This is a genomic window from Pseudomonas sp. UBA1879, assembly GCF_002338065.1.
Taxonomy (GTDB): domain Bacteria; phylum Pseudomonadota; class Gammaproteobacteria; order Pseudomonadales; family Pseudomonadaceae; genus Aquipseudomonas.
Genome location: NZ_DDHJ01000019.1, coordinates 53459 through 75461 on the forward strand (window position 1 = coordinate 53459; position 22003 = coordinate 75461).

11 protein-coding genes are annotated in these 22003 nt (G+C 60.8%); 3 read left to right on the forward strand and 8 right to left on the reverse strand.

The genetic code is table 11. The features are described 5' to 3' along the window. Positions 1 to 297 precede the first annotated feature (297 nt). Positions 298 to 6408, forward strand: coding sequence for a membrane-targeted effector domain-containing toxin (locus B3N48_RS23045; protein WP_296187647.1), 6111 nt, complete (start codon positions 298 to 300; stop codon positions 6406 to 6408). 51 nt (positions 6409 to 6459) lie between these two features. Here the strand turns inward: B3N48_RS23045 and B3N48_RS23050 are convergent, their stop codons facing one another. From B3N48_RS23050 to glnE, 8 genes are all read right to left on the reverse strand, one after another. Next, the gene (locus B3N48_RS23050) at positions 6460 to 7899 is read right to left on the reverse strand and encodes a lipopolysaccharide kinase InaA family protein (RefSeq protein ID WP_296187649.1); all 1440 of its coding nucleotides are present in this window, start codon (positions 7897 to 7899) and stop codon (positions 6460 to 6462) included. Positions 7900 to 8075: 176 nt separating this feature from the next. After that, positions 8076 to 8831, reverse strand: a complete 756-nt coding sequence (locus tag B3N48_RS23055) for a lipopolysaccharide kinase InaA family protein (RefSeq protein WP_296187650.1) — start codon at positions 8829 to 8831, stop codon at positions 8076 to 8078. Beyond that, positions 8828 to 9562 carry a lipopolysaccharide kinase InaA family protein gene (locus tag B3N48_RS23060; RefSeq protein ID WP_296187651.1) on the reverse strand — a complete coding sequence of 245 codons (735 nt, stop codon included), beginning with the start codon at positions 9560 to 9562 and terminating at the stop codon, positions 8828 to 8830. The genes B3N48_RS23055 and B3N48_RS23060 overlap by 4 nt, the downstream gene beginning before the upstream one ends. After that, on the reverse strand, positions 9562 to 10368 hold the full coding sequence (gene rfaP / locus B3N48_RS23065) for a lipopolysaccharide core heptose(I) kinase RfaP (protein ID WP_296187652.1): 807 nt from the start codon (positions 10366 to 10368) through the stop codon (positions 9562 to 9564). The genes B3N48_RS23060 and rfaP overlap by 1 nt, the downstream gene beginning before the upstream one ends. Beyond that, a complete protein-coding gene (locus B3N48_RS23070; protein WP_296187653.1) occupies positions 10365 to 11489 on the reverse strand; it encodes a glycosyltransferase family 4 protein in 1125 nt (374 codons plus the stop codon). Before B3N48_RS23070 ends, rfaP begins: the two co-directional genes overlap by 4 nt. Next, the gene (waaC, locus tag B3N48_RS23075) at positions 11489 to 12553 is read right to left on the reverse strand and encodes a lipopolysaccharide heptosyltransferase I (protein WP_296187654.1); all 1065 of its coding nucleotides are present in this window, start codon (positions 12551 to 12553) and stop codon (positions 11489 to 11491) included. The genes B3N48_RS23070 and waaC overlap by 1 nt, the downstream gene beginning before the upstream one ends. Position 12554: 1 nt before the next feature. Continuing rightward, a complete protein-coding gene (waaF, locus tag B3N48_RS23080) occupies positions 12555 to 13589 on the reverse strand; it encodes a lipopolysaccharide heptosyltransferase II (RefSeq protein ID WP_296187655.1) in 1035 nt (344 codons plus the stop codon). Between the two features lie 258 nt (positions 13590 to 13847). Beyond that, complete coding sequence (gene glnE, locus B3N48_RS23085; protein WP_296187657.1) at positions 13848 to 16799, reverse strand: bifunctional [glutamate--ammonia ligase]-adenylyl-L-tyrosine phosphorylase/[glutamate--ammonia-ligase] adenylyltransferase; 2952 nt, start codon at positions 16797 to 16799, stop codon at positions 13848 to 13850. Positions 16800 to 17187: 388 nt separating this feature from the next. Here glnE and aceE point away from each other — a divergent pair, with 388 nt between their 5' ends. Both aceE and aceF read left to right on the forward strand, forming a co-directional pair. Then, positions 17188 to 19836 (forward strand): pyruvate dehydrogenase (acetyl-transferring), homodimeric type, encoded by a 2649-nt coding sequence (gene aceE, locus B3N48_RS23090; protein WP_296187658.1) that lies wholly within the window; start codon positions 17188 to 17190, stop codon positions 19834 to 19836. Positions 19837 to 19988: 152 nt separating this feature from the next. Further along, positions 19989 to 21659 (forward strand): dihydrolipoyllysine-residue acetyltransferase, encoded by a 1671-nt coding sequence (gene aceF, locus B3N48_RS23095; RefSeq protein WP_296187659.1) that lies wholly within the window; start codon positions 19989 to 19991, stop codon positions 21657 to 21659. The last annotated feature ends 344 nt before the right edge of the window (positions 21660 to 22003 follow it).

Genomic DNA, 22003 nt, shown 5'->3' on the forward strand with positions numbered 1-22003 from the left:
CCTGACAAATAGGGTGCGCCCGGCACAGGGCGGCGGGCAGCTAAAGGGCGGGATTATAGCGTAATGAACTGCGATATGGCGCGGGGCAAGCGAAACCGATTCAGGAGGCGCAGCAACGCTGACGTGGCGCAATCATCCCTGTAAGGACGGTCATTATCGGAAACGTCGCTTCGCAACGTGCACTACATATCTACCACCACGTCCCGTCTGACACGTGATTGATTCGCTCCATGAATCACGCGGCCTGCCCGCGCCATGGATGCCCCGACGAACAGGGCGAATCAGGAACACGACATCATGCAGACATTCTCTCCCGCGCGGCCTTCTCCCGCGCTCACTCACCCTGCCGCCGCCAGCGCGCTCAAGCGTCTGGCCGAGGCACACACCGCGCTGTCTACCGAGCTGACACAGCTTCCCTCCCCCCACGCCGCGCTGCTCGACGCATTGAAAGCCGGCGAACAGACCGCCATCGAACAGGAAACCGGCGTGCTCCTGGACACGCTGAACACCTACTGGCGAACCGCAAGCAGCCAAGGCCAAGGCCGACGCAGGCTGTTCGCCGCGCTGTTCGAACAGGCGTTGCGGGACGAGGCCACGCTCAAGGCCCACGAAAACGACATACTCCCCGACACCGTCGCGTGCCTTCCGGTCAAGGATCAGACCCAGGCGCACGCTCAGCCCAGCGTCTGCGCGCTGTACGTGGCGATCGATGCCCACACGCAGGTGGAACTCCACGGCGCGCTGGTCATGAGCCTTCCAACAGGTCGCACCTTGCTGAGCTTGCCGGGCAGTGGCCTGTCTGAGTTTGCGACGCTGGCGTCCATGCTCGAAACGGTCGTCGACTGGCTCAACGACAGTGAACTGCGCTGGGGGCTGCTCATCAACGCCGAACAGCGTCATCAGGACGCCGTGTTCGCTGTCACTGACGATCCCGATGTGCATCTGGAACCCTTCCGCATGGCCGACGTATCCCTGCGGAGCGTGAGTGGAAACCCTTATCGTCACGGGATTCAGCGGCTGATCGAGAAGCAGCGCGCAGACCTGCTTTATGTCTGCGCCGATGGTTTGAATGCCAACCCCGACCTGCACGCCAGCCAGATTGAAGGGGCGATGAACATGCCTTGGCTTTTCGGCCCTTCTGCGATGCTGGAGCGCCGCGAGCTGCTGCTGGCCGAGCGCAAGGCGCGAACCGCTCTGCCGGACTGGATCAAGCTCGCGTCCAAAGAAGATCTGGAAGAATACCGCCGACGCCTGCAACGCTATGAAGACGCTCACAAAGCGCTGGCAGGCGCCCTGAACGGTGCCGCTTCGGCAGAGCAGTATGCTCAGGTGAACCTGCGCACGCGTATCGCCAACGACCTTGGCTTTGATCTGGCGCCAGACGCCGTCAGCATCAGCACCCAGCGCACGCTGCCTGTCACTGGCGAGCGCTACCTTACCACCCGTACCCTGACGCAACTGGCGCTCTATGGCCTGCACCCGGGCGATAAAAACGAAGGTTCGGACTTCCTCACCCACACCACCCTTAGCCTCGATGACGCTCCCATCGGGACCGAACACGCTGCACTGACTCCGGCCTACATCGCAGGCCTGGTGGATGAACTGAACCTGCGGCTGAGCTTCGGTCAATACCAGCGCACCACCTATGCAAAAGACACCAGCCAGAAGCTGATGCGCGAGCTGCTGGATCGTCAGGTGGACGAGTCGGCGTATGTCGCGAAAATGCAGGGGCATATTTCGCCCGACGATTTCAATGTGGTGACCGCGGCCTCTCAAGGGGCCCCCACCGAAGCAGGCAAAGTACTGCGCGTTCAGCAGATCAAAATCGACGGCAAGGCCGCCCTCAGTCGTGCGCTGGTGTTCCGAAAGGAGAATGCGTCAGGCGATCTGGAACGGCTCATCATGTTCACGTTCGATGCCCCGCGCACGCGTCTTTTCCAGAGTTTTGACAACGAAACACAGATGCTTCACGAACTGGTGGCATGGACGGCGAGCCCGGAAATGACCGACTACCTGATTGAGCAGCTGGAGGTTCCCGACCGTCCGGCCCTCAACCAGACCCTGGAAGCACTGCGCAACAAACCCTTCCCCCAACCTGGCTTCCTTCAACTCATCTCACTGGACAGCTACCAAACCGGCTTGCAGACCCTCGTCAAACAGATGATGAAGGTCGCGTTCTCTCAGCTCGAAACTCACACACCGAGCTGGTACGTACGCGCGACCGCCGAGCAGCGTGAGACGCTGGTGGCACTGGAAGACGCGATCACTGGCGCACTCGATCATTACGCGGCGCAGCCTCACACGCAGGTCCAGGAGTTCGAAGACTACGTGCATCAGCGCGCCAGCGAGAAAATCTGCCAGTTGCTGAAAGTCCCGACGGGCAGCGTGGACCCTGATCACATCATCATCACCACCGAACGCGAGACCCTGACCTACACCGCAATGATGCGCAATGGTTATGACGACAGCTTCGGCCTCCTGACGCCCACCGCCGACACCACGGCGACCTTCAAAGGCCCGGAAGGCGTAGACCTGAGCCCGCTCACCGCTGCGCTGGTGGCAGGCTCGGTACGCGGCAAGTGGCTCGCAGATGCCTACGCCGATCTGGTCAAACGCACCCTGCTCGATCCGGCATCGACGGGTTATGACTATCGCCGCCAGAGCAGCGCACTGATCACTCGCTTGCAGATGCAGGCCGCGGCGTTGCGCAGCCTCCTGAAGGGGCATATTGACGAAACTCAATATCAATGGCTTGAGCAAAGCATTGAGCACCTGAGCGACAATACGCCCGACACTCGTGCACAACACCCCGTCTACCCATTGCAGATCCACATCGATAAACCCTTCATCGCATTGCATCTGGGCGGCATCAACCAGCTGGTCGTCACCGATACCAATCTGACCCATGTGGAAACCGTGCAAGGCTGTTACGCGCTTATGCCGACCCACCTGCGTCTGGCTGCACTGCTGTATACGCCGAACGCACCTGACGAAATCGAGTTCCGGGCATTCAGCGCCTTCGTTGACTCCCTCCGCCATCCCGGCATGATCGACTACTACAAGGACCGCTGCCGCATCAACGCCCGGCGCGTGCTGTCGTTCTTTCTCAATGACATGAAGCAAGGCAACGGCAGCAAACGCCCGACACTGCCGCACGAACCGATCGCCGACTTCGCTCAGGTCTGCTTCAACCGCAAGATCGAGCGCAAGCTGCGCGACGCCAATGAAACCACGACCAATCGCCACGACATGCTCAGCGAAGTGATCTGGAACAGCGTCGACATCATTGCCACTCTCATCACGGCGCCCTTTCCACCGCTGAGCTTTGCGGTAGGCGTGGCGCTGTCGTTGCGCGACGCCACCAAGGCGGTCAAGGCCCTCGCCGGACATGATCCGGAATCCGCGCCGGGGCTGTTTCTGGCAGCAGCCCTGAACCTGGCAGGCGCCTACGGCGACGTGAAGCAGGGCCTCAAAGGCTTCGGCGGCATCGCGCGCAAACTGGCCAAGGGTTCGAAACCAGGCGCGCGGCCTGCCGCACTGAAAAAGCCCTCGAGGGCGCGCAAGCCGGAAGGCCTTTACCCGGTCAAACTCGATGACCAGCCTTGGCTGATCAGCAGGCCTGACGCCAACGGCAAGGCTCAGGTGTACCAAAACCTAGCCTTCGAAACGGACGACGTCTACCCGACCGGCCAGTACCTCGCCAGAACCGACAGCGGCGCCTGGCAGCTTCTGGATCGCCCTTCCAGCGCGGCCCCTTCAGCCTCCAACGGTTTCAGCCGCTATCGCGTCGCGGATATGTCTGTGCAAGACCTGCCACGTATCGGCGATGGGCACGCCAAGGGCGTCAGCCTTGGCAACGGCAAGTTTTACATCGATATGAATGGCGCCGTGTATCAGGTGAACTACGACGCGGGCCTGCGTTGCTGGCACATCGTCGATCCGCAAAACCCGTTCGCATTTTTCGGGCGTCAGCCTGTGCGCTTGAACGAGCAGGGCCAGTGGCAGGTAATCGAACGTTCCCGACTGCGAGGCGGCAGCGATACGCCGGGCAGCTCCACCCCTGCGCATCAGGGTGGCGCTGAAGGCGGCGCGACGGGTACCGGGCTTCAGGCCTACGAGCTGCCTGCCGACCTGCAGCCCCACATGGATGAGATCCTGATCCACACGTCCATGGATGCCTATGTCGTGGGATTGGGCGAATTCTTCGATGTGTATTTCAAGCAGATGCGCGAAGCGTACCAATCCCTCAGAAACAACCTTTACCGCGAGGCTCAGGCTTTTTTTGCCAACCCCATCGCCAAACCTGCGCGACCAGCACTTCCAGCCATCGACACCTCAACGACCGTCGCCGACTTCTTGCAGAGTGCTTTCGCCCAGAGCAATGGACTGGTCGTCAGCGAGGCGGCGAAATCTGTTGCCAGCAAACGTTTGTTGATGGTGAACATGCAGGCGCTGGTCGAGCAACGGGTTGAGGTGATTTACATCCAGCACCTGTTCACCGACAAGCACACACGCAAACTGGCGAAATACCACGCCAAGGGGCGTACGGTCCGGACAGGATCCCACGAGATCAAGAATCATCTGAAATACATCAACCAGCGGGCGCTGGATAACTTGAGCCGCGAATATGATTACTACCACTTGATCAAAGAGGCCCATCGACACGGCATCGAAGTACGCCCACTCAGCTCATCGGTGAGCTACCCCATGAACGACCATCCGGTGGCAGCCGCAGCGGGTGATAGCGCAAGCGCTCAAAAAATGAGCAATTTCTTCAGTCACAAAGTCATTGACCGAGATGTTGCAGACCAGCCGAACAAGCGCTGGATCGCACTGGTCGATCAACGCCTGGCAACCACCCACGATCAGGTACCGGGGCTGGCCGATCTGCAGGGCGCCCTCAGCGTGCACATCGAAGATGTCCCCGCAGGCCAGCCCACACGTATTCAGCACGGTGCCAACCTGGTGGACACCCATACTGCGGCCACTCCAACAGACTTCAAGATCGAGTTTGCGCAGTCAGGTAGCGTTCAGCCCCCAAGCGTCCCGGCCGCTTCGACAGCGACCACCGCTGCGGCTATTCCCCGCGAGTCCGTGGTGGCACTGAGTGCAACCGACAGTCTCAAACAGAGCGTTGCATTCCGCTGGAACGACATCACCGGTTGGCAACGGGTCGCGCCGCAAGAGTGGATCGCCGATGCGCCCCCGACTTCGCTGCAGCAGTCGCTGATCGATCCCCTCTACGACATGCCGCTTGCATCCAGGGACACGCTGTTCGAGCTGACCTATGCGCAGCATCATGGTCTCGACAGCAACTACTTCTTTTTCGACGAGCGTCTGAATCGGGTCGAGGAGCAGTTCTTCGCCCTGCGCGACAGCCTGCGCGAGAACGCCCGAAGCATCCGCACCCTCGATCAGCCACCACGGCCGACGCTGCCGTCCCTGGCCGCACGACCCAATATGGAGCAGTTCATTCAGAGCCTGTACGAACAGACCGATGGCATGGTGATCGGAGAGTTTCATGCTTCGATCGCCAGCAAGAAACTCATCATGGACAACCTGCCTCTGCTCAAGCAGCAGAACGTGAAGACTCTGTACATGGAGCATCTGTTCTCGGACCTGCATCAGGCCGATCTGGATCGCTTCTTCGAAACCGGCGTGATGAGCGACCGCCTCTTGCTCGCCTTGCGCCGGCTCGACAGCGGCCATCTCACTGATCCTTCACGGGTGTACAACTTCGAAAAACTGGTTATCAAGGCGCAACAGCATGGCATTGAGGTGCGCGCCATCGATTGCGCAGCGAGCTATCACCTGAGCGGCCTGCGCCTGCCGTCACAGACCACCCGCCAACAGATGATGAATTTCTACGCATCAAGAATGATTCGTCGGCATCAGGCTGTAATGGGCAAACACAAATGGGTTGCGCTGGTGGGTAACAGTCATTCAAACACCTATCTGGGTGTACCTGGCCTTGCAGAGCTCGAAGGCGGGATCGGTATCAGAGTCAGCGATGTGCGTCCGGGAGCATCCAAGGGCATCACGCCCGACCCGGGGGAGTTGGCGCGGGCCCAGATGAGCAACGAGCAAGGCTTCGTGAAGGGTAACTTTCTGGTGGAGATCGAAGTGTCCGGCAGCCCGATGGCCATCCGGCCTCCACAGCCACTGCCCATGGCGCAGCGGCTGGCCAGACCCGGCATGTTCGTCGCCGAGCAGGACGCCGACAGTCTGTACGTGATCGTCCATAAGTCGAGGACTCACGAAATCCATCGCACTGCGGTGCAAGTGAATGAAGAGGGCAAGGTGTTTGTGGATCGCCCGACCTGGGCTAGCGTGCATCTGCAGCCGTATGACGACATCGACGCGCTGATCCTGGCGCTCGAAGACATCAACCTGACGCGTGTGGGATAAGCCTTTCGGGAGGCGAAAAAAGGGGCAGCCATCGAGGCTGCCCTTTTTGCTTCACATCACTTTCGGCAGGCGCTGTTCCAGCAATTGGTACAAGGCGCTGTCGGCAGGCCAGTTACGCATGAAGCGCGCGCGATCCTTGGCGAACGCGGCAGCGAAGGCGCTGTGCGAGCTGTGCTGACACATTGCGTCAAGGTCGATCAGCGCCCAGCGGTCCCGATGCCAAAACACGTTGTGCCCTTTGAGATCGCCATGACTGATGCGCTCGCGGATCAACTGTGAAAACAGCGTTTCCAATGCCTGCAATTCACTTTCCGGCGCATCGCCCGACGCCACGTAGGGCGCGAAACGCTCGATGATGTCCGGCCCCGGCAAGTACTCCGTGACGAGATACGCCGTGCGTCGCAGCCAGATGAAACGCCGTTCCAGCAACGCCAGCGGCTTGGGCGTCGCGATACCGAGGAACATCAGACGATTGCCTTCGCGCCAGGAATGCCAAGCCCGGCTTGGACGCCAGAAGCGCTTGAGCCAATGGGCGAAGTGCTTGATGTTGTAACGCTTGATCACCAACGGTCGGCCATTGACTTCGGTTTTAGCCACGCTCGCCGCCCCACCGGTCTTGTACAGGTGGCCACTGTCGATCAGCGTGTCAGCTTTTTGCAGCACTGGCAGCATCGCCCCCTCTTCTTCACGACGAATCGCCCGCAGACCGAAGGGGCCGTCCGTCACGCTGAACAGGCTGCACTCGCGTCCGATCTTGATCAGGTAATCACGCAAGCGCCAATGGCTGACCTTGTCGATCTGCTTTTGCAGCGCTTCGACCGGCAACGCATGTTCGCCGTTGCTGAGCAGGTAGTAGACCAGCAATTCTTCGGTGTAGGGCTCCAACGACCGGGGCAACTGCGCGAAAAACACGCCGAGGTTTTCCAGGACCTTCTGCCGCGACAACGGCTTGCCTGCCTGCTCGACGCGAATTCCGGCGCCATCGATCAGGTACAACTGGCCGTTTTGGCGCAGCAGGTTGTCGAGGTGCAGGTCTTCCTGCCACAGGCCCTTGGCGTGCATCTGCCCGACAGCTGCCAAGGCCTCGCTGAGAACGGCGGTTTGCTCGTCGGCCAGCGGCGGCAGGGTCTCGACGGCTTTCCAGGCGTCGCCCAGGCTTTCGGCCTGATCGAGAAATTCGAACAACAGCCAGCCGCCCTCGCCTTCTTTCAGCCCTTCGGCCAAGAGCAGCGGCGTGGTCAAGCCCTGCTCGGCCAGCAGATGCACACCGTCGCGCTCACGCTGAAAATGCCGGGGCGCCTTATGACCCACCAGCAACTTGGCCAGCACCGGCCGCCCGCGCCAGATCCCGGCGCCCACATAGCGTTGCCCCGGCAGCACTCGCAGGAGGCTCAACAGCTGCAACTCGGCAGGGCCTGCCGCATCCGCCAACGCAATGCTCATCGGCAGCGTCGGGGTACGACCGGCGTTTTTCAGTTCAGACAAACGCATCGGCGCCCTCTTAAAAAAACTCGTAAATAGCTGAGACTGGCGCGATCGAGCTTCTGCCCGAAGGGCGTGGGAACCGGTTTGCTGGCGAATGCGTCAGGTCAGCAACATACAGGATGACTGGCACGGCGCATTCGCCAGCAAGCCGGCTCCCACAATAGATCTCATCATCACTCACATCAGCGACCGCTGCGCTTATGACTGCCGCGTTTGGCCAACCGCTGCCACCACGCATCGACCAGCCCGCTATCCCCAGGGGCTTGCAGGTAGGCGGCGAGCAGTTCGCGGATTTCGGCTTCGTTCCACATCGGCGCGCGGCGCAGCAAGGGTTCGATGTCCTTGACCCGGTCCCGCTGGCCGAATATCGATTTTCGCGTTTTTTCGAGGTCGATCAACTGCGCTTGATATGCGCCGCCCTTGGCCTTGAGAAAAATGTGCTTGGGATAGAAACAACCATGCACCTGACCGGCCTTGTGCAGCGTGCGGGCCAACTGACCGCAGGCGTGCAGGATCGCCAGGCGCTGAGTCGCCGGCAGTTCACCCCACTGCGTCAGCAGTGCGTCCAGATCGCTCCAGCCGTCCAGCGCTCGGGTCATCAGAATCGCCCGGCGCTCGCCATTAACTTTCTTCTCGCCGTAGAACACCGCGTGCAGCGCCGGAATGCCGAGCTTCTGGTACAGGCTGATGTTGCGAAACTCGCGAGAAAACGACGGCTCGCCGAACGGGTGATGCAGCGTGTGGGTCAGGTAATTGCTTTGGCGTTTGAGGTAATAACCCGAGCCTTCCAGCTCCAGCCGAAACACGCTGCTCCAGCCGCCGCGCCCGGTGTTGGGCTCGTCCACGGCGTCGAGCTGCACGTCCCACAGCGAATCGAAATCGGCCAGACCGTGCCGCTCCAGCAAGCCACGGTCGGCCTCGGCAATGAACACACTCATTCGCGACCCTCGAAAAAGCTGACGATGTGTCGAATGCGCTTCTTGTCCGACGCATTCAGGCGCTCGCGCCCACGGTATTGCAGATAGAAACGCAGCCGCTGGGTGGCGGACAGGTGATATTTGGCCACTTTGTCCAGACAGGCCAAGTCCTTGGTGATGCGATAACGGAGCATGAAGCTGACCCAAAACGCGCCGTTGGGGCAGTCGATCAGAAACACCGTCGAACGGTCATCCACCAACAGGTTGCGCCACTTCAGGTCGTTATGGGTGAAGCGATGATCGTGCATGGTCCGCGTATAGCGTGCGACCTGCTGGCTGATGCCGTCGACCCACGAACGGTCGGTCAGACGCTGATCGTGGTGACGCGCCAATTCGGACAAATCTTCGGTGCGCGGCAGCTCGCGGGTGATCAACGCGCCACGGTCATACGCCGCGCCATTACGCTCCAGGCCCCAGGCAATCACCTCGGCAGTCGGGATGCCCCATTTCGCGAAGCGCTTGAGGTTCTGCCACTCGGATTTCACCCGCGGACGCCCTAGATAACGCCGCAGGCCCTTGCCCGCCGCAACATAGCGTTTGACGTAGTAATTCACGCCATCACGCTCGACACGGATGACTTCCGACAACGGATCGCGGGTCAAACGCTCGCCTTTCAAGGCGAACACGGCGTCCAGCGATCCAAAATCAGCGGCCAGCGCGGCGTATTCAGGTTCAAGGTTCCAACCCGCCATCAGAGCGCATCCCCGTACCGCAGCTTGCGCTGATACAGCTTCTCGGCCTTGGCTTCCAGCCATACCAACAACGCCGATTCCTCGGCCAGAATCTTGCGCAAAGGTTGCTGGAAGTAGCCCTTGAGGAAACGCAGCTTGTCGCGGCGGGTCAGGCCAATGTCCAGCGCCGAGAAATACAGCGCGGCCAGGTCCTTGTTGCGCCAGCGTTGGGTGATCTGGTCGCGGGTCTGCGCGCGGTGCAGGTCGATCACCGACAGCTTGAAACTGTCGGGGGTGACCGGCGTGTCGGTGTGCAGCAGAAAATGGCAGAGGTAGCAGTCGCGATGGTTGACCCCGGCGCGGTGCATCATGCCCACGAGGCGCGCAACTTCGGCAATGTACGCCCATTTCATGCGCGGCTCGGGGGGCTGTTTCACCCAATTGATGCTGACGTCTTCCATGCTTTCGGTCGGCGCCAGCTCTTCGGTGACGATGAACGAATGCTGCGCGGCCGGATTGCTGCCGCGCTCGCCGTAGGCAACGGCGGTCATGGTCGGCACGCCAACTTCCGTGAGGCGATTGATCGCATCGAATTCCTTGCCCGCGCCCAGCACCGGCAGTTTCGCGGTCAGCAGGTTCTTCACCACTTCGCCCCAACCGATACCGCGATGGATTTTGACGAAATACCCACGCCCGTCGACTTCGGTGCGCAGCGTGCGGCGGTTTTCCAGCTCGCGGTACACCTGGCCTTTCAGCTCTTCGACGGCCTCGAACGCGTCGCGCCCGGCCCAAAGGGACTTGAAGGGTTCAGCAAGGATCAGTTTCATCCGTGACGCTCCGCCAGAATCACATCCGCAGCGTGCTGCGGCATGCTGTAAAGATCCGCCGTATCGGCGAACGCCAGCCCGTTTCGCGCCCAATTCGCGCGAGCGGGGTCGTCTTCGAGCATGCGGGTCAGGTATTGATTGAGCTGGTTCTGCTCGAACGGCTCATCAAGCACCAGACCGCTGTCAGCTTCGGCGATGTAGTGCGCGTAGCCACACACGGCGCTGACCAGCACGGACAGGCCGGCGACCAGTGCTTCGAGCAGCACGGTGCCGGTGTTTTCGTTGTATGCCGGGTGAATCAACAGATCTGCGCCCAACAGAAAACGCGGGATGTCGCTGCGGCCTTTCATGAAGGTCACGTTGTCGCTCAGGCCCAATGCCGAGCTTTGCAGTTGGAAGACTTTAGGGTCGTCCTGACCGATGACGAACAGCCGCGTACGTTTGCGCAGCGCAGCAGGCAGGGCCGCGAGCGCTTTCAGGCTGCGATCGACACCCTTGGTCTTGAAGCCGGAGCCAATCTGCACCAGCAGCAGGTCGTCATCGCCGAGTTTGAATTCACGGCGGAATTCAGCGCGAATCTCGGCGGCATTGGCCGGTGCGCGACGATCCTGGGAAATCCCCGGCGGCAGCAGATGAAAGCGCTCGAGCGGCGTGTCGTAGTGCTTGATGAACAGCGGCTGCTGCACTTCGGAAATCATCAGCACTTCGGTTTTCGCGTCTTTGGCGAACACCGAACGCTCGTAATCGGCGAAGTGACGATAGCGACCCCAGTATTTGTACAGGCCATGGCGCAGATTCTGGGCCTTGTCTTCATAACAGCCGTCGGCGGCGTAATACACGTCCAGACCGGGCATTTTGTTGAAACCGATCAGACGATCCACCGGGCGCTTGGCCAAGTCGGCGTTCATCCAGTCGGTGAGCTTTTCGTTACGACGATGGTTGAAGATCGCCTTGACCGGCGCCACCAACACTTCGAAACCGGGGGGCACGTCGCCTTCCCAGATCAGGGTGTAGACGCGGATCGAATGCCCGCGCTGCTGACACTCCAGGGCGATGCGCATGAAGTCGCGCTGTAAGCCGCCGAAGGGAAAGTATTTATAAAGCACGAATGCCAGTTGCATTACGGATGTTCCTTTGCCAGCAACAGCGAGCCCAACTGGCCCGCTACTCGCTCGGGATTCAGGCGAGTGAAGCACATTGGCCACTCGCGTTCGGTATCGACCTGACGCTGATCTTCAGGCGTCGGCCGATAGGTGCATTTCTTTTGCAGGCACGGCGCGCAGGCCGGGTAATCGCCCGCGAGGTGAACCTGCGACTTGCCGTAGGCGCCGGTCAGGCCCGGGTTGGTCGGACCGAACAGCGACAGTGTCGGCACGTCCAGCGCAGCCGCCAGATGACCGAGCCCGGTGTCCACAGCGACGCAGCCTTGCGCGCCAGCGAGCACGTTGGCGACGCCCGCCAGATTCAATTTGGGCAGTACAACGGCTTTATCAAGGCCTTGGGCGATACGTTCGGCGCGCGCCTTTTCGGCGGGGTTGCCCCACGGCAAGTGCACTTCGAGGCCTTGGCTGATCATGCGCTCGGCCAGTTGACGCCAGTACAGCTCGGGCCAGTGCTTGGTGTCCCAAGTCGTGCCGTGCAGAAACAGCACGAACGGCGCGCCACGATCACCGTTCAGCAGGCGGCTGCGATCCAGGCCGTAATCGCCAAGGCCGGCAGGCACTTCGTAGCCGAGCGCTTGGGCGAACAGCTGTCGCAAACGTTCGACCGCGTGCTGACTGCGCGCAACCGGATACGCGTGATCGTAAAAACGCGCGGCAAGGGGTTCGCGGGCAGAATCTTTATCCAGGCCGGCGATCGCCGCATTGACGTAACGGGTCAGGAACGCGCTCTTCAGCAGGCCCTGGGCGTCGATCACCAGGTCGTATCGGCTGTCACGCAGGCGCTGTTTGAACTGGCGCCACTGGCCGTTCTTGAACGTCTGCCACAGGTTCTTGCGCCAGCGCCGGATCGCTACGGGGATGACGCCGGACACCGCCGGGTGCCAGGTCGGGATCTCCGCGAAGCCTTCTTCCACCACCCAGTCGAACTGGATGCCGGGGATCGCCCGCGCCGCGTCGGTCAGCGCAGGGAGGGTATGAATGACGTCACCCAGTGACGAGGTCTTGATCAGCAGTACCCGCAAGTCAGGCGACCTCGACCGGCGTGCCACCCAAGTGGCTCAACGAGGTGATGACCGAATCGGGCTCCAGCAGACGCAGGCAGTTGTAGTGCCCGAACCGACAGGTGCGCTCGAAACAGGGGCTGCATTCGATACCCAGCCGCACGATTTCGACCTGATCGGCCAGCGGCGGTGTGAAGCCTGGCGACGTCGAGCCATAGACGGCGACCAAAGGCCGGTTCAGCGCAGCGGCGACGTGCATCAGGCCGGAATCATTGGACACCACGGCATCGGCGCAGGACAGCAGGTCGATCGCTTCGGCCAGCGACGTCCCGCCGCTGAGGTTGACGGACTCTTCGCGCAAGCCGGGAATCAGCCGCTCACGAATGCTTTCGCCGACCGCGTGATCGTTCTTGGAGCCGAACAGCCAGACCTGCCAGCCTTCGCGAATCTTGGTTTCTGCGACTTTTGCGTAATGCTCGGATGGCCAGCGTTTGGACTCGCCAAACTCCGCGCCGGGGCACAGCGCCAGCACCGGGCGGTCGAGGGTCAGGCCGAACTTGGCCAGCGCGGCATCGCGGCTGGCCGTTTCGATCTGCAAGGCTGGCTTTGGATAAGGGCGTGGGATTTCGACGTTTTGGTCGTAGGCCAGCGCCATGAAGCGCTCGATCATCAGCGGATATTTCTGCTTATCGAGGATTCGCACGTCATTGAGCAGGCCATAGCGAAATTCGCCACGCCAGCCAGTGCGTTTCGCAATGCCGGCGAAAAACGGCACCAGCGCCGATTTCAGTGAGTTGGGCAGCAGGATGGCCTGGTCGTACTGACCTTTCAGCGACCGACCGATGCGGCGACGGGTTGCCAGTTCCAGCGCGCCGTGGCCGAGCGGAAAGCTCAAGGCCGCGCGCACTTCGGGCATGCGCTCTAGGATCGGCCGACTCCACTCGGGGGCCAGCACATCGATTTCGCACTGTGGGTGACGCTGTTTCAGGCACTGGAACAGCGTTTGCGCCATCACCATGTCACCGACCCAGCTGGGCCCTACGATCAGAATTCTCATGCTCAATCCAAAAACGACCAGAAACGAGCAGGGAGGCCCATCAGACTGCGTGACGCTTCCACACAGCCTGACGCCTCCCTGTCATAGCTTTATAGAGGTCCTGAATGGCGTCGAAACAAACACTCGCCAGATCAGGATTCTGGGTGACTTCACAGACGCCATCGCGGGCAAGCGCGCTCCTAGAGGAAACCCCGCTCGACTGAAGGAGCGCGCTTGCCCGCGATGGGCCGGAGGACTCAATGAAGAATCCTTCATGTATCAACTCAACCCCAACTGCCCCCAGATCCGCATCACTTCGCGACGCTCGCTGGCGAACTGATCGCCTTTCATCACGCCCGCGTCCTTCTGCAAGGCTTGGCGGTGCGCCGCGGAACGGTACGCTTTATACACCTCACGCAACAGGCTCGCGTCGGCGGAGGGCAGCAACCGGGCCTCTTCCAAGCCTTCGAGAATACGGATGTTGTCGGTGTAGCGAAGCAGCGCGGGATGCTCTCTGGACCACGCCAAGGCCGCGTATTGCACCATAAATTCGATATCGACGATACCACCGGCATCCTGCTTGAGATCGAAGGACGACGTGGGCTCGAAGGCATTTGCACCCCTCCCGGCCTGTGTGCCCTTGGTCCCAAGGTTGTCGCGCATCTTGGCGCGCATGTCGCTGACTTCCTGTCGCAACGTCGGCAGATCGCGCTCGCGCCCCAGCACCGACGCCCGCACCGCTTCGAAGCCTTTGCCCACGTCCGCACTGCCCACCAGCACCCGCGCGCGCACCAGCGCCTGATGCTCCCAGGTCCAGGCTTCGTTCTCCTGATAGCGCGAAAACGCCCCCAACGAGCTGACCAACAGACCTGCGGCACCCGAAGGGCGCAAGCGCATGTCGACTTCATAAAGCTGGCCGGAATTGGTTTGCGTGGTGATCAGATGAATGATCCGCTGCCCCAGTCGCGTGAAGAACTGCGCGCCGTCGATCGGCTTCGGCCCATCGGTTTCCGCCTGGGGATCGCCATCGTGAATGAACACCAGATCGAGGTCCGAACCATGCCCCAGTTCGATCCCACCGACTTTCCCATAACCGACAATCACGAACCCCGGATCGCACAACGTGCCATCCGGGCGACGCGGCGCGCCATGGCGAGCGACCGTGTGACGCCAGGCCAGGGCCAGTACCTGTTCGAGAATGGCTTCGGCCAGCCAGGTCAGGTAATCGCTGACTTTCATCAAGGGCAGGCTGCCGGTGATTTCCGACGCGGCCACGCGCAAACGGTGCGCCAGTTTGAAGTGACGCAACGCCTCCATTTGTTGCTCCAGGTCATCTTCGGGAATGCGCGTCAGCCGTTCACGCAGCTCGGCAGCCAATTCCAGCGCCTGCGGCGGGCTGAACAGGCGACCCTCGTTGAGCAATTCATCGAGCAACAGTGGGAAGCGTGCGATCTGCTCGGCAATCCAGGGGCTGGCCGCGCACAATGTCAGCAAACGTCGCAGCGCACTGGGGTTTTCGGTCAGCAGCACCAAGTAGGCCGAGCGCCGGGCGACCGCCTCGACCAAGGGCAGCACTCGCTCCAGCACGAGGTCCGGATCGTCATGTTCGACGGCCTGGGCCAGCAAGCGAGGGATGAACGCATCCAGCCGCTCGCGGCCAAGGCGCTGCATCGAGCGCAGCTGCGAACTGCCGCGCAAGTTGCTGAGGTGTTTCAGCGCTTTCTGCGCGTCGGCAAATCCGCCTTCCTGCAACTGACGACAGGCCGCCTCTTCGTTTTGCGACTCTTCCCACAACGGCAGCCATTCCCCGCCGACGATCTCCTCGCCACCCTCTTGCTGCCCTTCTTCCTCGTCGGGGTCGGCGATGACTTGGCGAAAATGCCAATCGACCCGCCCGCGCCAGTACATCAACTGCGCGTGGAAAGCGTCCCAATCGGCGAAGCCCATGATAAAGGCGATGCGCGCCTGATCGCGCTCGTCCTCGGGCAGCATTTGGGTCTGGCGGTCGGCAATCGCCTGAATGGCATGCTCGGTGTAACGCAGGAATTCATAAGCTTCGCGCAGTTCGGTGATGACAGCCGCAGGCAGATAGCCCTGTCCTTCCAACGTGCGCAGGACTTTGAGTAATGGCCGCTGTTGCAGGCTCAGGTCTCGTCCGCCGTGGATCAGCTGGAACGCTTGGGCGATGAACTCTATCTCGCGAATGCCGCCCGAACCCAGCTTGATGTTGGCCGCCATGCCCTTGCGCCGGACCTCCTGCTGGATCAGCTGCTTCATGGTGCGCAGGGCTTCGATGGCGGAAAAGTCGAGGTAGCGGCGATATACGAACGGTCGCAGCATGTCTAGCAACTCACTGCCTTTCGCCTGATCCCCGCCGACGACCCGCGCCTTGATCATCGCGTAGCGTTCCCAGTCGCGGCCCTGATCCTGGTAGTACTGCTCCAGCGCATTGAAACTCAGCACCAGCGCCCCGGATGACCCGTAAGGCCGCAGGCGCATGTCGACACGGAAGACGAAACCGTCGACGGTGACCGGGTCCAGCGCTTTGATCAGCCGCTGCCCCAGACGAATGAAAAATTCCTGATTGTCCAGCGGGCGCTTCACGCCTTGGGTTTCGCCGCCCTCGGGATAGGCGAAGATCAAGTCGATATCGGACGACATGTTCAGCTCGACCGCTCCCAGCTTGCCCATGCCGAGGATGACCATTTGTTGAGGCTCGCCCGTCCGGCGCCCGGTCGGGACGCCGAACTGCTGGCAATGTCGGTCGTATAACCAACGGTAGGCGAGGTCGATACTGCCATCCGCCATGTCGGAAAGGTCGCGGCAGGTTTCGATCAAATCCGCTTGTCGTGTCAGATCGCGCCAGATAATTCGGACTTGCTGCCGCGTCCGTTGCCGACGTAGATTACGCCCCAGCTCATCGTCGGTGGTTGCTTCGGCCACCGCATTGGCGATGTGCTCACGCAGCTCATTGGCCGCAAAGCTGCGCTCAAGCTCGCCGGATTCAGCGAGGTCGAGCAGCATCTGCGGGTCGCGCGCGATGTGTTCGGCGACAAAATCGCTGGAGGCGCACACGCGATCGAACGCGGCCAGACGCTCAGCGGGCCAGGCATCGAAAGTCGCCTGCCCACCTTCGGTCAGAGCAGCAAGCGCAGCGCGGAACGACTGCTGGGCACGAGACACCAATGGCAGGAGGATGGCCGGCAGGTCAGCCAGCGAAGGAAGGCTCATGGTCTATCCTTGATCGGCGTTCAAAAGACTACCCGCCGGAGGGGCTGCGCCCTACAAAACGGACCGGACTGTCGAACAAAGGTTAAAAATTGCTGGCATTTGCCTGTTTGTGGTAGCCAGCGTGATTCGTCAGCTGATCTTTTTATGGTTTCTACCAACATTTTTCATTTGTTTCATCGCGATACATGGGCGAAAACATCGCCAAGCTGTAGTTTTACTACTGTATATACAAGTCAAAAAGCTGAAACGGCTAGAGATTTGTAGTAAAACTACACAACGCCGGGTACCACTCCGGTCATCCAAGAATTTTTACGTCGTCTGCCCACAAGGCCAGTCGCAACAAACTCAGGCAACCGATTCTGGAAGCCTTTCCGCCCTGGAGCAAGCCATGCAAGACCTCGATCCCGTCGAAACCCAGGAATGGCTGGACGCCCTGGAATCGGTTCTCGACAAAGAAGGCGAAGACCGTGCTCATTATTTGATGACCCGTATGGGCGAGCTGGCCACGCGTAGTGGTTCGCAGCTGCCGTACTCCATCACCACGCCGTACCGCAACACCATCCCTGTTACCCGCGAAGCACGCATGCCCGGCGACCTGTTCATGGAACGCCGCATCCGTTCGATCGTTCGCTGGAACGCCTTGGCGATGGTCATGCGCGCCAACATGCAAGACCCTGATCTGGGCGGCCACATCTCCACTTTCGCCTCCAGCGCCACGCTGTATGACATCGGCTTCAACTACTTCTTCCAGGCCCCGACCGAAGAACACGGCGGCGACCTGATCTACTACCAGGGCCACGCGTCGCCCGGCATTTACGCTCGCGCTTTCCTCGAAGGCCGCTTGAGCGAAGAACAGATGCTGAAATTCCGTCAGGAAGTGGACGGCGGCGGCCTATCGTCGTACCCGCACCCGCACCTGATGCCTGACTTCTGGCAGTTCCCTACCGTTTCCATGGGTCTGGGCCCGATCACCGCGATCTACCAGGCACGCTTCATGAAGTACCTGGAAAACCGTGGCTTCATCCCGGCTGGCAAGCAAAAGGTCTGGTGCTTCATCGGCGACGGCGAATGCGACGAGCCGGAAACCCTGGGCGCCATTTCTCTGGCCGGTCGTGAAAACCTCGACAACCTGATCTTCGTCATCAACTGCAACTTGCAGCGCCTTGACGGCCCGGTTCGCGGCAACGCCAAGATCATCCAGGAACTGGAAGGCGTGTTCCGTGGTGCTGCCTGGAACGTGAACAAGGTCATCTGGGGCCGCATGTGGGACCCACTGTTCGCCCAGGACGAAGACGGTCTGATGCAGCGTCGCATGGACAAAGCCATCGACGGTGAGTACCAGAACTACAAGGCAAAAGACGGCGCCTACGTCCGTAAGCACTTCTTCGGCGACGATCCAGAGCTGCTCAAGCGCGTCGAGAATCTGTCCGACGACGAGATCTGGAAACTCAACCGTGGCGGCCACGACCCGTACAAGGTCTACGCGGCGTATCACCAGGCGGTCAACCACAAGGGCCAGCCGACCGTCATCCTCGCCAAGACCATCAAGGGCTACGGCACCGGCGCGGGCGAAGCGAAGAACACTGCGCACAACACCAAGAAAGTCGATATCGAGTCGCTGAAGAAATTCCGTGATCGCTTCGACATTCCACTGAACGATTCCCAGCTCGAATCGCTGCCGTTCTACCGTCCGGCCGAAGACAGCGCGGAAATGAAGTACCTGCGCAAATGCCGCGAGAAGCTGGGCGGTTCCCTGCCTCAGCGCAACCGCGGCAACATCAGCATCCCGACGCCATCGTTGGACACGCTGAAGTCGGTTCTGGATGGCTCGGGCGACCGCGAAATCTCCACCACCATGGCGTTCGGTCGTATCCTCGCCTCGATGGTGAAAGACAAGGAACTGGGCAAGCGCATCGTTCCGATCCTCGCTGACGAAGCCCGTACCTTCGGTATGGAAGGCATGTTCCGTCAGCTGGGTATCTACTCGCCAGTCGGCCAGCTGTACGAGCCAGTCGACCGCGATCAGGTCATGTACTACCGCGAAGAGAAAGACGGCCAGATCCTGCAGGAAGGCCTCAACGAGGCAGGCGCGTTCTCCTCGTTCATCGCGGCAGGTACTGCCTACAGCAACTACAACACCCCGATGCTGCCGGTTTACATCTTCTATTCGATGTTCGGCTTCCAGCGTATCGGCGACCTGGCGTGGGCCGCTGGCGATGCACAGACTCGCGGCTTCCTGCTGGGCGGCACCTCCGGGCGTACCACGCTCAACGGTGAAGGCCTGCAACACGAAGACGGCCACAGCCACATTCTGGCCAGCACCATCCCGAACGTGCGCAGCTATGACCCCGCCTATGCCTACGAGCTGGCGGTGATCATGCAGGAAGGCACGCACCGGATGATGACGCTGCAGGAAAACGTCTACTACTACATCACCGTGATGAACGAGAACTACCATCAGCCAGCGATGCCGGCCGGTGTAGAGCAAGGCATCATCAAGGGCATGTACCTGCTGGAAGAAGACACACGCGAAGCGGCTCATCACGTCCAACTGTTGGGCAGCGGCACGATCCTCAACGAAGTGCGTGAAGCGGCGAAGATCCTGCGTGAGCAGTTCAACATCGGCGCTGACGTCTGGAGCGTCACCAGCTTCAACGAATTGCGTCGCAACGGCCTGGCCGCTGAACGCAGCAACCGTCTGAAGCCCGGCCAGAAGCCACAATTGAGCTACGTTGAAGAGTGCCTCAATGGTCGCAAGGGCCCGGTCATCGCGTCGACCGACTACATGAAACTGTTCGCTGACCAGATCCGTCAGTGGGTTCCGACCAAGGAATACAAGGTCTTGGGCACCGACGGCTACGGCCGTTCCGACAGCCGCAAGAAGCTGCGTCACTTCTTTGAAGTCGACCGTCACTTCGTGGTGCTGGCGGCCCTGGAAGCCTTGGCCGATCGTGGCGATATCGAACCGAAAGTCGTGGCGGAAGCCATCACCAAGTTCGGCATCGACCCGGAAAAACGCAACCCGCTGGACTGCTGAGGTCTGCGCTGAAGATCGTATAGAGCGCTGACAGATTGCGCGAAACAGCCGGCGATGCGGAATTTGCCTTCGGGTAAATGAGCATCCAAGGCTGTTTCGTTGCTACTGCACCGGCGCAGTCGAGTGAACAGGTTCTCCTGAGGAGAGACATTGTGAGTGAGCTAATTCGTGTACCCGACATCGGCAGCGGTGACGGTGAAGTCATTGAGTTGTTCGTCAAGGTTGGCGACCGCATCGAGGCCGACCAAAGCCTGCTGACGCTGGAGTCGGACAAGGCGAGCATGGAAATCCCTGCGCCAAAAGCCGGTGTGGTCAAAAGCCTGAAAGTAAAGCTGGGCGATCGCCTGAAAGAAGGCGATGAACTGCTGGAGCTGGAAGTGGAAGGCGACGCCGCCGCTGCGCCTGCTGACGAGCCTGCGGCTGCCGCTCCGGCGGATGCGGCCCATGCTGCCGCTGAGAAGCCAGCTGAAGCGGCTGCTCCGGCTCAGGCTGCTGCACCTGCGCCAGCTGCCGAAGCAACCGTTCAGGACATCCACGTTCCGGATATCGGTTCGTCGGGCAAGGCTCGCATCATCGAGCTGATGGTCAAAGTCGGTGACAGCATCGAAGCTGATCAATCCCTGATCACTCTGGAATCTGACAAAGCCTCGATGGAGATTCCTTCGCCCGCCGCAGGCGTGGTCGAAAGCATCAGCGTCAAGGTCGAAGACGAAGTCGGCACTGGCGATCTGATCCTGAAACTGAAAGTGGCGGGCGCAGCTCCGGCGGCGGCTCCGGCTCAAGCAGCTGCCCCTGCTCAAGCAGCGGCTCCGGCCAAGGCTGACGCACCGGCTGCCCCTGCTGCTGCCCCTGCGCCAAAGGCCGAAGCGGCGCCTGCCCCAGCGGCGGCCCCGGCTGCCAGCGGCGCGAAAGTCCACGCTGGTCCGGCCGTTCGTCAGCTGGCCCGCGAGTTCGGCGTCGAACTGAGCGCCGTAGCCGCGACCGGCCCACACGGCCGCGTGCTGAAGGAAGACGTGCAGGCGTACGTCAAATCCATCATGACCAAGTCCAAGGACGCGCCTGCTGCTGGCGGCGCAACCGGCGGCGCTGGCATCCCACCGGTTCCGGAAGTCGATTTCAGCCGTTTCGGTGAAATCGAAGAAGTGCCGATGACGCGCCTGATGCAACTGGGCGCGTCCGGTCTGCACCGCAGCTGGCTGAACATCCCCCACGTCACGCAGTTCGACCAGGCCGATATCACTGACCTGGAAGCCTTCCGCATTGCGCAGAAAGCTGTCGCCGAGAAAGCGGGCGTGAAGCTGACCGTGCTGCCTCTGCTGCTCAAGTCCATCGCGCATCTGCTCAAGGAAATGCCGGACTTCAACAGCTCGCTGGCACCCAGCGGCAAAGCGGTCATCCGTAAGAAGTATTTCCACATCGGTTTCGCGGTGGATACTCCTGACGGCCTGCTGGTCCCGGTGATCAAAAACGTCGATCAGAAGAACCTGCTGCAACTGGCTGCCGAAGCGGCCGAGCTGGCTGAAAAGGCGCGTTCCAAAAAGCTGTCGGCCAACGACATGCAGGGCGCCTGCTTCACCATTTCGAGCCTCGGTCACATTGGCGGCACCGGCTTCACGCCGATCGTCAACGCGCCGGAAGTCGCGATCCTGGGTGTCTCCAAGGCCACCATGCAACCGGTCTGGGACGGCAAAGCCTTCCAGCCACGCCTGATGCTGCCGCTGTCGCTGTCCTACGATCACCGCGTGATCAACGGCGCCGCAGCTGCACGCTTCACCAAGCGTCTGGGCGACGTGCTGGCTGACATCCGCACCATCCTGCTGTAAGCCGCAAAAGGCCCGCCTCACAGGAGGCGGGCCTTCGCTGTTTTTCGAGCTGCCACGCTCGTACCTCAACCCCGCCCATTTGGCGGGGCTTTTTTTGGATGTGAAAACGGTGACGCTTGGCACGCTTGTGGACCGCAGAAAATCTTGGAAACACCGCGGTTCAAAGTGAATCCTCGAAGGGCTTAAGCCCGGGATAAACGCCTGATCCGCAATGGCCAGCCCATTCAGAATCACCAATAACAACCACTTGACCCTGCATTCCGACAAATCCGACCAACAACCTTCAGTTAATCCACGATTTGCCGACAGATTTATAGCACTAAGCCATCGCGCTCACTTGTCAG